Raw genomic sequence first — 14,971 nt, forward strand, 5'->3', positions numbered from 1 at the left:
GGCCAGCTGCCCCCGTTTTCTTTTCTCAATCGACCAGGTGGTATTTTTCCGAAAGCAGATGGGCCAAATGTTTAAACATATTAAATACCGCGGTGGTTTTGGCGGTGGGCAATCCATCGGCATCCAAAAAGTATTCGCCGCGGAAAACTAAAACGCCGCTTTTTTGTTCAACGTCGGTGGCGATCATGCCGTGCAGATAATCTTCGTGTTGGCGGATGATGTTATTTGCTTCCGCCAGCAGGGCCTCGCGGCCGATAGGGGCAGTATTTGTGCGCATTTATTAGACTCCAAACTAAAAACTCTGCGCATATTCTAACGCCGGTTCGCTTTTATCCGCAAACCGACTAAGGTTTATTTGCCGTCTGGATGGCCATGGGCGGCCGCCGGTTGGCGAAATCGGTCTTTCCGTGCTAATTAAGTTGCGTGACGCTTTTTATCAGGTACAGTGTGGGATTTTGCGGCGTCGGGTGGAAGGTTTTGTTTACGCCATGAATAAAACTCACACAGCCATACTTCTGGGGCATGGGTGAATAGCAGGCAGGATCAACAACTTGCGTTCAGGTTGAGCAGTTGGGCAACCAAAAGAAAAAAATCTGTTGATCTCTTGCCAGACTGCCGCAATATAAAAAAAGAGACACGAATTGCCGCGGCACGGCGAGATAAAAGACTTCTTTTTAGAAGAAATAAATTAGGTAAAGGTAAATATGGGTAAAGCTCTCGTAATAGTTGAGTCCCCGGCAAAAGCCAAAACTATTAATAAATATTTAGGAAGTGACTACGTGGTGAAGTCCAGCGTCGGTCATATCCGTGATTTGCCGACCAGTGGCTCAGCCAGCAAAAAGAGCGCTGACTCAACCGAAGACAAAGCCAAGAAAAAAGTTAAAAAAGATGAGAAGGCGGCGCTGGTAAATCGCATGGGCGTCGACCCTTACCACGGCTGGAAAGCGCATTATGAAATCCTGCCGGGTAAAGAAAAAGTGGTCGCCGAGTTAAAATCGTTGGCGGAAAACGCCGACCACATTTATCTCGCAACCGACCTTGACCGCGAAGGGGAAGCCATCGCCTGGCACCTGCGGGAAGTGATCGGTGGGGATGACAAACGCTTTAGCCGCGTGGTGTTTAACGAAATCACCAAAAACGCGATCCAGCAGGCGTTCAAACAGCCGGGCGAGCTGAACATTGACCGCGTCAACGCGCAGCAGGCGCGCCGGTTCATGGACCGCGTGGTGGGCTATATGGTCTCGCCGCTGCTGTGGAAGAAAATCGCCCGCGGCCTGTCCGCCGGCCGCGTGCAGTCGGTGGCGGTGCGCCTGGTGGTCGAGCGCGAACGCGACATCAAGGCCTTCGTGCCGGAAGAGTACTGGGAGCTGCATGCCGATCTGCTGGCGAAGGGCGAAACCGCGCTGCAGATGGAAGTGACCCATGCGCACGACAAACCGTTCAAGCCGGTCAACCGCGAGCAGACTCACGCCGCGGTCAAACTGCTTGAAAAAGCCCGTTACACGGTGCTGGATCGCGAAGACAAACCGACCAGCAGCAAACCGGGCGCGCCTTTCATTACCTCCACGCTGCAACAGGCCGCCAGCACCCGCCTGAGCTTCGGCGTGAAGAAAACCATGATGATGGCGCAACGGCTGTATGAAGCCGGCCACATCACCTATATGCGTACCGATTCCACCAACCTGAGCCAGGATGCGCTCAACATGGTGCGTGGCTATATCGGCGACAACTTCGGCGACAAATACCTGCCGAAGGCGCCAAATCAGTACAGCAGCAAAGAGAATTCGCAGGAAGCGCATGAAGCGATCCGTCCTTCGGACGTGAACGTGCTCGCCGAACAGTTGAAAGACATGGAAGCGGACGCGCAGAAGCTGTATCAGCTGATCTGGCGACAGTTCGTCGCTTGCCAGATGACGCCGGCGCAATACGATTCCACCACGCTGACGGTGAAGGCCGGCGATTATCAGCTGCGCGCCAAGGGCCGTACGCTGCGCTTTGACGGCTGGACCAAGGTGATGCCGGCGCTGCGCAAGGGCGATGAAGATCGCACCCTGCCATACGTCGAAATCGGCAGCGAGCTGGATCTGCAGAAACTGATCCCGAGCCAGCACTTCACCAAGCCGCCGGCGCGCTATAGCGAAGCCTCGTTGGTGAAAGAGCTGGAAAAACGCGGTATCGGCCGTCCGTCCACCTACGCCTCCATCATCTCGACCATTCAGGATCGCGGTTATGTGCGGGTGGAAAGCCGCCGCTTCTATGCCGAGAAAATGGGTGAGATCGTCACCGATCGCCTGGAAGAAAACTTCCGCGAGCTGATGAACTATGACTTCACCGCGCGCATGGAAGACGGCCTCGATGAGGTCGCCAACAACCAGGCCGAGTGGAAAGCGGTGCTGGACGAGTTCTTCGTCGACTTCAGCGAGCAGCTGGAAACGGCGGAGAAAGATCCGGAAGAAGGCGGCATGCGGCCTAACCAGATGGTGATGACCAGCATCGACTGCCCGACCTGCGGCCGCAAGATGGGTATCCGTACTGCCAGCACCGGCGTGTTCCTCGGCTGTTCCGGCTATGCGCTGCCGCCGAAGGAGCGCTGCAAAACCACCATCAATCTGGTGCCGGAAGCGGAAGTGCTCAATATCCTCGAAGGCGACGACGCGGAAACCAACGCGCTGCGCGCCCGCCGTCGCTGCAAGAAATGCGGTACGGCGATGGACAGCTACCTGATCGACAACCAGCGCAAGCTGCACGTTTGCGGTAACAACCCGGCGTGTGACGGCTATGAAATCGAAGAGGGCGAGTTCCGCCTGAAAGGCTACGATGGCCCGGTGGTGGAATGCGACAAGTGCGGCTCGGAAATGCACCTGAAAATGGGGCGTTTCGGCAAGTACATGGGCTGTACCAACGAGAACTGTAAAAACACCCGCAAGATACTGCGTAACGGCGATGTCGCGCCGCCGAAGGAAGATCCGGTGCCGTTGCCGGAGCTGCCGTGCGAGAAGTCCGACGCCTATTTCGTCCTGCGTGACGGCGCTGCCGGCGTGTTCCTGGCGGCCAACACCTTCCCTAAATCGCGCGAGACCCGTGCGCCGCTGGTGGAAGAGCTGGCTCGCTTCAAGGATCGCCTGCCGGAGAAGCTGCGCTATCTGGCCGATGCGCCGGTGGCGGATGCCGAAGGCAATAAAACGCTGGTGCGTTTCAGCCGTAAAACCAAACAGCAGTACGTCTCTTCTGAAAAAGATGGCAAGGCGACCGGTTGGTCCGCGTTCTACGTGGACGGCAAGTGGGTCGAAGGCAAGAAGTAAGGCCGCTGTCCTGCCAGTAAGATGAAAACCAGCCCCGGCGGCTGGTTTTTTTATTGGTGAAAAGGGACAAACGGATCTATCCTTTGCTGTTTTTATCCCTCCGCCACCGCCGTTTCACGTTGATACCAATGCAAAATAATCGTTATCATAGTGTGACGCGGATCTATACTTGAAGCTGCAACGTGGTATAGTGGTTATATAAAAAGTTTTTTTATTATTAAAGCTTATTAACAACGGCGTTTTCTTCACCATCAGGGTAAAACACGGTGTTTATGGCTTGTGACTTTCAGCATACCGGGGCGACACCGATATACCTGGCTGCGGGTAAGCCGCAGTGTTTAACCTAGGATGGTATAAGATATGAAATTGCAGCAGCTTCGTTACATTGTGGAAGTGGTTAACCACAACCTGAATGTCTCCTCGACGGCAGAAGGGCTCTATACCTCGCAACCCGGCATCAGTAAACAGGTGCGCATGCTCGAAGATGAGCTGGGCATCCAGATTTTCGCCCGCAGCGGCAAACACCTGACCCAGGTCACCCCGGCTGGCCAGGAAATCATTCGCATCGCACGTGAAGTGCTGTCCAAGGTCGACGCCATTAAAGCCGTCGCCGGTGAACACACCTACCCGGACAAAGGCTCGCTGTACGTCGCCACCACGCATACCCAGGCTCGCTATGCTTTGCCTAACGTAATCAAAGGCTTCATCGAGCGTTACCCGCGCGTCTCGCTGCACATGCATCAGGGCTCGCCGACGCAGATCGCCGAAGCGGTCTCCAAAGGGACCGCCGATTTCGCCATCGCTACCGAAGCGCTGCACCTGTACGACGATCTCATCATGCTGCCGTGCTACCACTGGAACCGCGCGGTAGTCGTGAAGCCCGATCATCCTTTGGCGGGCAAAAGCAGCATCAGCATTGAAGAGCTGGCGGCTTACCCGATCGTCACTTACACCTTCGGCTTTACCGGGCGTTCGGAGTTGGATACCGCCTTCAACCGCGCCGGCCTGACGCCGCGCATTGTCTTTACCGCCACCGACGCCGACGTGATCAAAACCTACGTGCGTCTGGGATTGGGGGTGGGGGTGATCGCCAGCATGGCGGTGGATCCGGTGCAGGATCCGGATCTGGTGACGGTGGATGCGCGTGATATCTTCACCTACAGCACCACCAAGATCGGTTTCCGCCGCAGCACCTTCCTGCGCAGCTACATGTACGACTTCATTCAGCGCTTCGCGCCGCACCTGACGCGCGATGTGGTAGACAGCGCGGTGGCGCTGCGCTCCAACGAAGAGATCGAAGCGATGTTCAAGGACATCAAACTGCCGATTAAGTAACCATCGACGATATCAAATCAATCCCGGTTAGGCGCCTGCCTAACCGGGTTTTTTTAGCCCGGAAATCCGTACTGATTACCGTAAATGCGTGGTATCACGATGAAAAAAAGTCTCTGGATTGTTCTGTTCTTGTTGCTCACCCTTTTGTTGCTGCGCTACCTACCAGACGGCATTTTCGACAGATTCGTTTCCAACAACATAGAAATTAGCGGTGATGGTGAAATAGGGATGAATAATTTCGACTCGGTTGTCATTGCCATTAAATTGGGTGTCTCTGCCATCATTGCGGCGGTTGTCCTAATAGTCTGTCGCCGCCTGGTGCGTAAACCCCGCTAAAGCCGCGAAATCTTCCCAGCCAAAACGCCGCCTCGTCGCGGCGTTTTTGTTGGCGCATTGCCTAACCCCTTGGCGGCGCTCGCACTTCCTTCCCGCTGATTGTTCCCGCCTATCGTTGTGATCAAATCGTGTTGTTATCAAAACGTTAACTTATCTTTGTGGTATCTTTAAACAAGACCTCACTGATTACCCTGTTTTAGTCACAATAAGAAATGGAGGAGCTATGTCGTCCGATCTTCGTGAAACAAGTCTGGATAAGCTGGTTGCGCTGAATAGCGAGTATTACTACTACAGCCTGCCGCTGGCGGCGAAGCAGCTGGGTGATATCGACCGGTTGCCGAAATCAATGAAAGTGCTGTTGGAGAACCTGCTGCGCCATGTGGATGGCGACACCGTGCAGGTTGACGACCTCAAGGCCATCGTTGCCTGGCTGCAAACCGGCCATGCTGACCGTGAGATCGCCTACCGTCCGGCGCGCGTGCTGATGCAGGATTTTACCGGCGTACCGGCGGTGGTGGATCTGGCGGCGATGCGCGAAGCGGTACGGCGGCTGGGCGGCAACGTCGACCAAGTGAACCCGCTGTCGCCGGTGGATCTGGTGATTGACCACTCGGTTACCGTCGATGAATTTGGCGATGACAACGCCTTTGAAGACAACGTGCGTATCGAAATGCAGCGTAACCACGAGCGCTACACCTTTTTGCGCTGGGGGCAGAAAGCCTTCAACCGCTTCCGCGTAGTGCCGCCGGGCACAGGCATCTGTCACCAGGTTAACCTTGAATACCTTGGCCAAACGGTCTGGCACAGCGACGAAAGCGGCCGCCGCGTGGCTTATCCCGATACGCTGGTGGGCACCGATTCCCATACCACCATGATCAACGGCCTCGGCATCCTCGGCTGGGGCGTCGGCGGCATCGAAGCGGAAGCGGCGATGCTGGGCCAGCCGGTGTCGATGCTGATCCCGGACGTGGTCGGCTTCAAGCTGACCGGCAAGCTCCGCGAGGGCATTACCGCCACCGACCTGGTGTTGACCGTGACCCAAATGCTGCGCAAGCACGGCGTTGTCGGCAAGTTCGTCGAGTTTTACGGTGACGGGCTGGCCGATCTGCCGCTGGCGGACCGGGCAACCATCGCCAACATGTCGCCGGAGTTCGGCGCCACCTGCGGTTTCTTCCCGGTGGATGACGTTACGCTCGGCTATATGAAGCTCAGCGGCCGCAGCGCCGAACAAATCGCACTGGTGGAAGCCTACGCCAAAGCGCAGGGCATGTGGCGTAACCCGGGTGATGAACCGGTCTTCACCAGCTCGCTGGCGCTGGACATGTCAACCGTGGAAGCCAGCCTCGCCGGGCCGAAACGCCCGCAGGATCGCGTTGCGCTGCCGAATGTGCCGCAGGCGTTCAAGGCCGCTACCGAGCTGGATATCGGGGGGCACAAAGCCAATACCGACAGCAAAACCTTTACGCTGGACGGGCAGCAGCACGAACTGCGCGACGGCGCGGTGGTGATCGCAGCGATCACCTCCTGCACCAACACCTCCAACCCGAGCGTGATGATGGCGGCCGGCCTGCTGGCGAAAAATGCCGTCAAGAAAGGGCTGCGCAGCAAACCCTGGGTAAAAACCTCGCTGGCGCCGGGATCCAAAGTGGTAACCGACTACTTCGACAGCGCCAAACTCACCGCCTATCTGGAAGAGCTGGGGTTTAACCTGGTGGGGTATGGCTGCACCACCTGTATCGGTAACTCCGGCCCGCTGCCGGATCCGATCGAGCAGGCGATCAAAGAGGGCGATCTGACCGTGGGCGCGGTGCTGTCGGGCAACCGCAACTTCGAAGGGCGTATTCACCCGCTGGTGAAAACCAACTGGCTGGCCTCGCCGCCGCTGGTGGTGGCTTATGCGCTGGCGGGCAGCATGAAGATTGACCTGACCAAAGAGCCGCTGGGCGAGGGCAACGACGGTCAACCGGTCTACCTGAAGGATATCTGGCCGAGCAGCCAGGACATCGCTCAGGCGGTGGAAGAAGTGCGCACCGAGATGTTCCACAAGGAATACGGCGAAGTGTTCGACGGTGACGCCAACTGGCAGGCGATCCAGGTGGCCGGTTCGGCAACCTATCAGTGGCAGGAGGATTCTACCTATATCCGCCATCCGCCGTTCTTCAGCACCATGAAGGTGAAACCGGATCCGGTGCAGGACATCAAAGACGCGCGCATTCTGGCGATTCTGGCTGATTCGGTGACCACCGACCACATCTCGCCGGCGGGCAACATCAAGCGCGACAGCCCGGCGGGGCGCTACCTGAGCGAGCACGGCGTGGCGCCGCAGGATTTCAACTCCTACGGCTCGCGCCGCGGCAACCACGAAGTGATGATGCGCGGCACCTTCGCCAACATCCGCATCCGCAACGAAATGGTGCCGGGCGTGGAAGGCGGTTATACCCGCCATATCCCGTCGCAGCAGCAGCTGTCTATCTACGACGCCGCCATGCAGTATCAGCAGGAGAAGGTGCCGCTGGCGGTGATCGCCGGTAAAGAGTACGGTTCCGGCTCCAGCCGCGACTGGGCGGCGAAAGGGCCGCGCTTGCTGGGCGTGCGGGTGGTGATTGCCGAGTCCTTCGAGCGTATCCACCGCTCCAACCTGATCGGCATGGGGATTTTGCCGCTGGAGTTCCCACAGGGGGTGACGCGCAAAACCCTGGGGCTGACCGGGGATGAGCAGATCAGCGTCGGCGGCCTGCAGCAGCTGCAGCCGGGCCAGACGGTCCCGGTGCATATCACCTATGCCGACGGGCGCAAGGAAGTGATCGACACCCGTTGCCGCATCGATACCGGCAATGAGCTGACCTACTACGAAAACGACGGCATTCTGCACTATGTGATCAGGAAAATGCTGTAATTAAGCAATAAAAAGGGCGCCGCAAGGCGCCCTGATTGTTTCCGCCGCGGCGGCGATCACTTCTGGTCGAGCAAATGGCCCATTTTGGCGGCCTTGGTCGCCAGATAGTGTTCGTTCTTCGGGTTGCGGCCGACGATCAGCGGCACGCGCTCGCTGATGTTGATGCCGGCTTCGGTCAGGATCTCGACCTTTTTCGGGTTGTTGGTCAGCAAACGCACCGCGTCGACGCCCAGCAGTTTGAACATGTCGGCGCACAGGGTGAAGTCGCGCTCGTCGGCGGCGAAGCCGAGCTGGTGGTTGGCTTCCACGGTGTCTGCGCCCTTATCCTGCAGGGCATAGGCGCGGATCTTGTTCAACAGGCCGATATTGCGGCCCTCCTGGCGATGATAAAGCAGGATGCCGCGGCCTTCTTCGGCGATCTGCTCCAGCGCGGCTTCCAGTTGAAAACCGCAGTCGCAGCGCAGGCTGAACAGAGCATCGCCGGTCAGACATTCGGAATGCACGCGCGCGAGCACCGGCGCTTCGCCGGAAATATCACCGAATACCAGCGCCAGATGGTCATGCCCGGTCGCCAGTTCTTCGAATCCTACCATCAGGAAATCGCCCCAAGGTGTCGGCAGTTTAGCCTCTGCCACCCGTTTAAGCTGCATGTCACTCTCCACAAAAGCGTACGATTCAATCATTGTCGCGCATCCTAAGTCCGGTTCGGTAAATTGACCAAGACTAAAACGTGCTACGCCGATCTCTATTTCGTTAATTATCGGCTATTTTGCCACAACTTCTTGCCGGGCGGTGCTCAGCAAACCAGCAGATGGCGTTTTCTGGCCACCTATTATTGCGATAGGTTGCCTATCTGTTTAATTTTTCGCGTGTTATCAATATTGCACTCTTGTTACACTGCTGCCTGATTCACGCAGAGGAAGAATAGAATGTATGAGATAGCAAAACGCACGGCGGGCGGCGCACTGCTGCTGCTGTTGATGCCGCTGGCGGTCTGGGTATCCGGTTGGCACTGGCAACCCGGCGGCAATGAGCCGCTGCTCAAAGCGCTGTACTGGGTGACCGAAACCGTGACCTCGCCGTGGGGCATTCTGACCAGCGCTATCCTCTGCGGTTGGTTTTTGTGGTGCCTGCGCTTTCGCCTGAAGGCGGCCATCGGTCTGGCGCTTCTGCTTTTCGCCGCGCTGGTGATCGGGCAGGGGGTCAAGTCGTTAATCAAGGATCGGGTGCAGGAACCGCGGCCGTTCGTGGTATGGCTGGAGCAAACCCACGGCGTGGACGGCAAATACTTCTATTCGCTGCATCGCAAAGAGCGCAGCGCGCTGGTGCGCGAGCAATTGCAGGATCAGACGCTGGTGCCGAACTGGCTGCGCAAGCACTGGCAGTTTGAAACCGGCTTCGCTTTCCCGTCGGGGCACACCATGTTCGCCGCTACCTGGGCGCTGTTGGGCGTAGGGCTGCTGTGGCCGCGCCGCCATTATAAAACCGTCGCGCTGCTGATGGTGTGGGCGACCGGCGTGATGGGCAGCCGTCTGCTGTTGGGCATGCACTGGCCGCGCGATCTGGCGATGGCCACGCTGCTCAGCTGGCTGCTGGTGGTGGTTACCTGCTGGCTGGCGCAGCGCTGGTTCGGCCCGCTGACGCCGCCGCCGCAAGAGCAGCAGGAAATCGCGGCGCGCAAGCCGGAATAAGCACGCTTCTCGCAGGCGCCAGTCAGGCGCCTGCCACCAACACCTTCACCCCTACCTTCTCAAAGGCCTGTATGGCGGTATCGCTGATACCGTCGTCGGTAATCAAATAGTCGATATGCTGCCAGTCACAGGGCAATGCGAACATCGACACCTTATCGATCTTGCTAGAGTCGGCAACCACATACACCGTGTTGGCTGCGTTGATCATCGCCATTTTCAGTTTGATGTCGGTTTCGCTTGGGAAACTGAGTCCGTGACGGGGTGAGATACAGGCCGTTGCGAGGAACAGTTTCTGGGCCAGCACGTTTTCGAAGAAGCTGGCGGCTTTATCCCCGGAAGTGGAGAGCGTCGGAAATTTGAACGAGCCGCCGGTCAGCAAAATGTTCACGCCCGGTTCGCCCCCCAGCTGCAGCGCGATATTGACGCCGGTGGTGATAACGGACAGTTTCTTGATGTGGTTCAGGTGATTGGCGATAGCCGTAGTGGTGGTGCCCGAATCAAGAATGATGGTGTCGCCCGGCTCGATAAAACCGGCGGCGAGCTTGCCGATGCGATCCTTGGCGGTCAGGTTGACCTGGCGTTCCAACAGCATGGCATGGGTATTTTGCTTGCCGTCGATCAGGGTTGCGCCACCGTGGAAGCGCTGCACGTAGCCTTGTTGCTGCAGAACCCGCAGGTCGGTACGAATGGTCGCCTCGGTCAGCTTGAAGGTATCGGTAAGCATTTTGACCGTCGCCGAACCGTCTTCGCGGATCATGTCGAGGATCTTTTCGCGCCGTTGCTGCATTTCCGCCAGCTGTTCGCTTTTGCTTTTCAATCGAAAGACTCCTGCACCTGTCAGTTCCCGCCGCGCGGTTTGCCACGGCAATTCCTTAATTGATGTGCTGAATTCTAGCTTGCGATTATTGATAAAGCTACGGATAAACCCAGTCAAATCCTTTTGGTTTTTATTCGAAAATCAATGAGGTCAGTAAAAAAACAGCGGTAAAAACGAACTTAAAGTAGTCTTTTTGTTCATATGTAATTGTTATTTAAATATTTTAATGATTTGCGGTTTTGCCTTTTGAGTGCTTTTGTTTGAAATTTGATCTTGCCCACATTAATTATCGTTTTTGCTGCATATGATTTCCATTCGAAAATCAAAGGCGAGTTAGCGGATCGGTTTCGATGCGATAACGATAATCAAGGCGCTTAAGCAGAGGTGACGATGGACTTCCAGGCGATTAAAAACACGGCGCGCCAGGCGCGCCGATATGTGGTGACCATGAACCATAAGGCAGGCAAGGGCCATACCGGCGCCGACCTATCGGAAATCGACATCATCTGCACCTTGTATATGGCGGTGATGGATCGCAGCAATGTCCGGCCCGATCAGGATCGGTTTATTTTGTCTAAAGGGCACGGCGCCGGCGGTTTTTACTGCAGCTGCGCGGCGATGGGCCTGCTTGATCCCGCGGTGCTCGATCAGTTCATGGGCGACGATACCTTGCTGGCCGGGCATCCGGTGCGACAGAAACTGCCGGAACTGGTTGAGATTAACTCCGGCGGTTTAGGGCATGGCCTACCGATCGCCGTGGGGCTGGCGCTGGGCAACAAATTGGCCGGGCGCGCACATCGCCGCGCTTTTGTGCTGCTGGGCGACGGTGAGCTGGCGGAGGGATCCAACTGGGAGGCGGCAATGGCGGCCAGCAAATTCAAGCTGGATAACCTGATTGCCATCGTCGATCGCAACCGGCTGCAGTTGGCGGGTAAGACAGAGGCCATCATGCCGCTGGAACCGCTGGCGGAAAAATGGCGCGCTTTCGGTTTCGAAACCCTGGAGTGCGACGGGCACGATCCGGCGGCGCTGGTGGCGGCGATCCAACGCCCGAGCCAGGACAAGCCGCGGGTGATTTTAGCCAATACCGAAAAGGGTCACGGCGTGTCGTTTATGGCTAACGTTGCCGCCTGGCATCACGCGGTACCGGACGAACAACAGCTGGCGCAGGCGCTGGCGGAACTGGAGGGGTGAACATGCAGGATTTACGCGATGCCGTGGTGACGGCGTTGATCGAAGAGCAGCTGGCGGGTGCAGATCTGAGCGTGATGGTCGCGGACTCCACGTCCACGTCGAAAATTGCACCTTTCGAGCAGGCTTATCCAGAGCGGGTGGTGAACGTCGGAATTGCCGAACAGAACATGGTGGGCATGGCCGCCGGCATGGCGCTCAGTGGCCGTACGGTCTTTACCGCCAATGCCGCGCCTTTTCTGTTTGCCCGTTCTAACGAACAGATGAAAAACGATGTTTGCTACACGGAAACCAACGTGAAAATGCTCGGCCTGAATGCCGGATTCGGCTATGGGCCGCTGGGGGCGACGCATCACTGCATGAACGATATCGCCATCGCCCGCACGCTGGGCAATCTCAGCGTCTATGCGCCGGCGGATGCGCGGCAAGCGGCAGAGATTGTCCGCCATGTCATCGCGCAACCCGGCCCGGCCTATATCCGCATGGACAGCGACAAGCTGCCGGTGTTGAACGCGAGCTATCACTTCCGCCCCGGAGAGCCGGAGGTGTTGCATCAGGGCTCTGACAATCTGGTGTTTTGCCTGGGGACGGTGGCTCATGAGGCGATGAAGGTACTGGCGTTGGGCGAAAATCCGACCATCGTCTCGTTGCCTTCGCTCTGGCCACTCAACGAGGCGGCGGTAGTGGCGTTGATGCGTTCGCACCGTCGGGTGCTGACCATGGAGGAGCACGCCCTCAGCGGTGGCCTGGGTACCATCATCGGTGAACTGTTGCTGCGGTATCAGCTGTCGCGGCCGTTTACCGCACTGGGCGTGCCGGCTTACGAATTTACTCACAGCAGCAGCCGGGCGGCGCTGCGGCGTCAATATGCCATCGACGCTGCAGGATTACAGGCTCAGTTAACGCAATAGGGGGAATGCGATGGATCGGAACGAATACGACGTCAATTTACGCTACGGTGTCGATAGCCGGATGTCGCTGGCAGGGAAGGTTACCGTGATCACCGGCGGTCTGGGCGGCATCGCGATGGCCGCCAATCGCCTGTTGTTGGAAAAGGGCGCGCGCCTGGTATTGATGTATCCGGCCTTTGAACAGGACAAGGCCGCGGCAGCGCTGCGAGAGTTGGGGGAAGAACAGGTGTTCTGCCAGGTATGTGACGTGACCGATTCCGACTCGGTGGCTGCCGCCTTCAACGCGGCTCAATCTCGCTTTGGTCGGCTCGATATCCTGGTCAACTGCGCGGGCTACGTCAATTTGCAGCCGGCGACGGAGGTCACGCTCGAGGAGTGGCAGCGCCATCTGGCGGTCAATCTCACCGGGCCCTTCCTGTGCTCGCAGGAACTGGCGCGCCGTGCGATAACCGCCGGCCACGGCGGGAAAATCATCAACATCGCATCACAGGCGGCCTCCATCGCCATTGACGATCACTGCGCTTACACCTCCGCCAAGGCAGGGCTGCTGGGCATGACCAAGGTGATGGCCAAAGAATGGGCGCCGCACGGCATTACGGTCAACACGTTATCGCCCACCGTGGTGCTGACGCCTATGGGAGAGAAAGCCTGGCGCGGCGAGAAGGGCGAGGCGATGAAAAAACTGATCCCGCTGGGGCGTTTTGCTTATACCGACGAAATTGCGGCGGCGATCCTGTTTTTTGCCAGCAACGGCAGCGACATGATTACCGGCGCGGACCTGATGATCGACGGCGGTTTTACCATTTGGTAAGCGGCAACCGCAGCGATCGCCAACACCAGACGATGTTCAACACAACGATAAGAGAACACCATCATGAGAAAAATAGCCACTTACCTTACCCTGCTCACCGGTTTTGCCTGCACCTCTGCCATGGCGGCGGAAAAGGGCACGATCGCCATTCTCGTCAATTCGCTGGATAACCCTTATTACTCCGCAGAGGCCAAGGGGGCCGAGACCAAGGCCAAGTCCCTCGGTTACCAGACGCTGGTGTTGTCGCACGGCGAAGACGTTAAGCGCCAGGGGGAGCTGATCAGCTTGGTTATCGGCCGCAAAGTACAGGGCATCATTTTGGATAACGCCGATTCCCAGGCCAGCGTCGCCGCCGTGCAGCAGGCGAAAAACGCCGGTATTCCGGTGGTACTGATCAACCGCGAGATCCCGGTCGATGGCGTAGCGTTGGCGCAGATCACCCATAACAACTTCCAGGCCGGCTCGGACGTCGCCAACCAGTTTGTAGAAAAAATGGGAGAAACCGGCAAATACGCCGAGCTGACCTGCAACCTGGCGGATAATAACTGCGTCACGCGCTCGCAGTCGTTCCACAACGTGATCGACCAATATCCTGAGATGGTCAGCGTGGCGCGTCAGGATGCCAAGGGCAATCTGCTGGAGGGAAAACGCACCATGGACAGTATTCTGCAGGCGCATCCGGACATCAAAGGCGTGATCTGCGGCAACGGCCCGGTGGCGCTGGGGGCAGTGGCGGCGCTGAAGGCCGCCGGCCGGCAGGATGTCACCGTGGTGGGCATCGACGGCAGCAACGATGAACGCGACGCCATTCTCAACGGTAGCCTTTATGCCAGCGTGATGTTGCAGGCGCAGGCGATCGCCGCGCAGGGCGTTGAAATCCTCGACGGCTATTTCCAATCCGGCAGCTATACCGGCAAGGAGCGCGTGATGTTCCGCGGCATCCTGATCGGCAAAGACAATGCGCAACGGGTCAGTGACTTCAACTTCAAACCGTAATCCGCGCTGAGCGGTGTCTTTCATCACCCCGTCCCGGCGGCGGGGTGCGATCGGAGGTGTTGTTATGTCGATGCGCATTGCGCTGGCCGTCACCGTCGTCCTGACGTTGAGCGGTTGCCGTATCGTCTCGGAGAAAAAACTGGCGGAGCTTCGCTCCCCGGTGAATCCGCATGTGGCGCAGGCGGCGGAGATTTACCGCAGCCAAATCGCCCCGCAAGCGATCAAAACGGCGCAGCCGCTGGGCGAGCTGATCGCCCGGATCGCCCAGGCCAAGGATTTTGACAGCGCCTGTGGTCTGCTGGGGTACCGCGCTCAACCGGAGTTTCCTTGTTATTTCAACGTTAAGGTCAGCGGTGAAGTCGCGGCGGTCAACACCCGGTCGCGCAGCGGAAAATTAACGCTCAAACTGACCGATGCGCCGCTCAGCAGCGTGGAGGTGCAGATAGGGCCGGTTTATCGCGGTACGGCGTTGCGCGACAGCTATCGCGGCCTGAGCTACAGCGATTTCAATGACCAAGCGTTGTTCGGTGATTTCGCCAGGGCGATTAATCAGGCTTCGATCGACGAACTGGCCGGATCCCAACCCAAGGTGGGTGACCACATTACCGTGTATGGCGTATTCAGCAGCTGGCAGGCACCTGCCGAGCCGCTGTTGATCACGCCGGTACGCATTCAACCTTAAGGG

At 57.8% G+C, this 14,971-nt stretch carries 13 protein-coding genes; 10 read left to right on the top strand and 3 right to left on the bottom strand.

Going from position 1 to position 14,971, the window contains the following annotated elements:
- Window positions 1-25: 25 nt before the first annotated feature.
- On the bottom strand, window positions 26-277 hold the full coding sequence (locus EKL15_RS15345; RefSeq protein ID WP_004930700.1) for a YciN family protein: 252 nt from the start codon (window positions 275-277) through the stop codon (window positions 26-28).
- A 427-nt stretch (window positions 278-704) separates the two neighbouring features.
- Here EKL15_RS15345 and topA point away from each other — a divergent pair, with 427 nt between their 5' ends.
- The 4 genes from topA (at window position 705) to acnA (ending at window position 7,869) form a co-directional block, all read left to right on the top strand.
- Window positions 705-3,302 carry a type I DNA topoisomerase gene (topA, locus tag EKL15_RS15350; RefSeq protein WP_038881773.1) on the top strand — a complete coding sequence of 866 codons (2,598 nt, stop codon included), beginning with the start codon at window positions 705-707 and terminating at the stop codon, window positions 3,300-3,302.
- Between the two features lie 360 nt (window positions 3,303-3,662).
- Window positions 3,663-4,637, top strand: a complete 975-nt coding sequence (cysB, locus tag EKL15_RS15355; protein ID WP_004930690.1) for an HTH-type transcriptional regulator CysB — start codon at window positions 3,663-3,665, stop codon at window positions 4,635-4,637.
- A gap of 99 nt (window positions 4,638-4,736) precedes the next feature.
- The gene (locus tag EKL15_RS15360; protein ID WP_100395854.1) at window positions 4,737-4,973 is read left to right on the top strand and encodes a hypothetical protein; all 237 of its coding nucleotides are present in this window, start codon (window positions 4,737-4,739) and stop codon (window positions 4,971-4,973) included.
- Between the two features lie 223 nt (window positions 4,974-5,196).
- Window positions 5,197-7,869 (top strand): aconitate hydratase AcnA, encoded by a 2,673-nt coding sequence (gene acnA, locus EKL15_RS15365; RefSeq protein ID WP_087762717.1) that lies wholly within the window; start codon window positions 5,197-5,199, stop codon window positions 7,867-7,869.
- A gap of 56 nt (window positions 7,870-7,925) precedes the next feature.
- Here the strand turns inward: acnA and ribA are convergent, their stop codons facing one another.
- Window positions 7,926-8,519, bottom strand: a complete 594-nt coding sequence (gene ribA / locus EKL15_RS15370) for a GTP cyclohydrolase II (RefSeq protein WP_019452695.1) — start codon at window positions 8,517-8,519, stop codon at window positions 7,926-7,928.
- Window positions 8,520-8,798: 279 nt separating this feature from the next.
- On the opposite strand from ribA, the gene pgpB reads away from it, so the two are divergent.
- Window positions 8,799-9,560, top strand: coding sequence for a phosphatidylglycerophosphatase B (gene pgpB, locus EKL15_RS15375; protein ID WP_203089862.1), 762 nt, complete (start codon window positions 8,799-8,801; stop codon window positions 9,558-9,560).
- Window positions 9,561-9,582: 22 nt separating this feature from the next.
- Here the strand turns inward: pgpB and EKL15_RS15380 are convergent, their stop codons facing one another.
- Window positions 9,583-10,377 carry a DeoR/GlpR family DNA-binding transcription regulator gene (locus EKL15_RS15380; RefSeq protein ID WP_049200075.1) on the bottom strand — a complete coding sequence of 265 codons (795 nt, stop codon included), beginning with the start codon at window positions 10,375-10,377 and terminating at the stop codon, window positions 9,583-9,585.
- Window positions 10,378-10,767: 390 nt separating this feature from the next.
- On the opposite strand from EKL15_RS15380, the gene EKL15_RS15385 reads away from it, so the two are divergent.
- From EKL15_RS15385 to EKL15_RS15405, 5 genes are all read left to right on the top strand, one after another.
- Window positions 10,768-11,571 carry a transketolase gene (locus EKL15_RS15385; protein WP_049200074.1) on the top strand — a complete coding sequence of 268 codons (804 nt, stop codon included), beginning with the start codon at window positions 10,768-10,770 and terminating at the stop codon, window positions 11,569-11,571.
- A 2-nt stretch (window positions 11,572-11,573) separates the two neighbouring features.
- Window positions 11,574-12,479, top strand: coding sequence for a transketolase family protein (locus EKL15_RS15390; RefSeq protein WP_049200073.1), 906 nt, complete (start codon window positions 11,574-11,576; stop codon window positions 12,477-12,479).
- Window positions 12,480-12,489: 10 nt separating this feature from the next.
- Entirely contained in the window at window positions 12,490-13,290 is an 801-nt protein-coding gene (locus EKL15_RS15395) for a GolD/DthD family dehydrogenase (RefSeq protein ID WP_049200072.1), read from the top strand.
- Window positions 13,291-13,353: 63 nt separating this feature from the next.
- Window positions 13,354-14,286, top strand: coding sequence for a D-ribose ABC transporter substrate-binding protein (locus EKL15_RS15400; RefSeq protein ID WP_100395701.1), 933 nt, complete (start codon window positions 13,354-13,356; stop codon window positions 14,284-14,286).
- 64 nt (window positions 14,287-14,350) lie between these two features.
- Window positions 14,351-14,968: a DUF2291 family protein gene (locus tag EKL15_RS15405; protein ID WP_049200071.1), complete on the top strand. Its 618-nt coding sequence runs from the start codon at window positions 14,351-14,353 to the stop codon at window positions 14,966-14,968.
- The last annotated feature ends 3 nt before the right edge of the window (window positions 14,969-14,971 follow it).

Origin of the sequence: Serratia sp. 4542 (assembly GCF_016805595.1) — a bacterium.
GTDB classification, from domain to species: domain Bacteria; phylum Pseudomonadota; class Gammaproteobacteria; order Enterobacterales; family Enterobacteriaceae; genus Serratia; species Serratia nevei.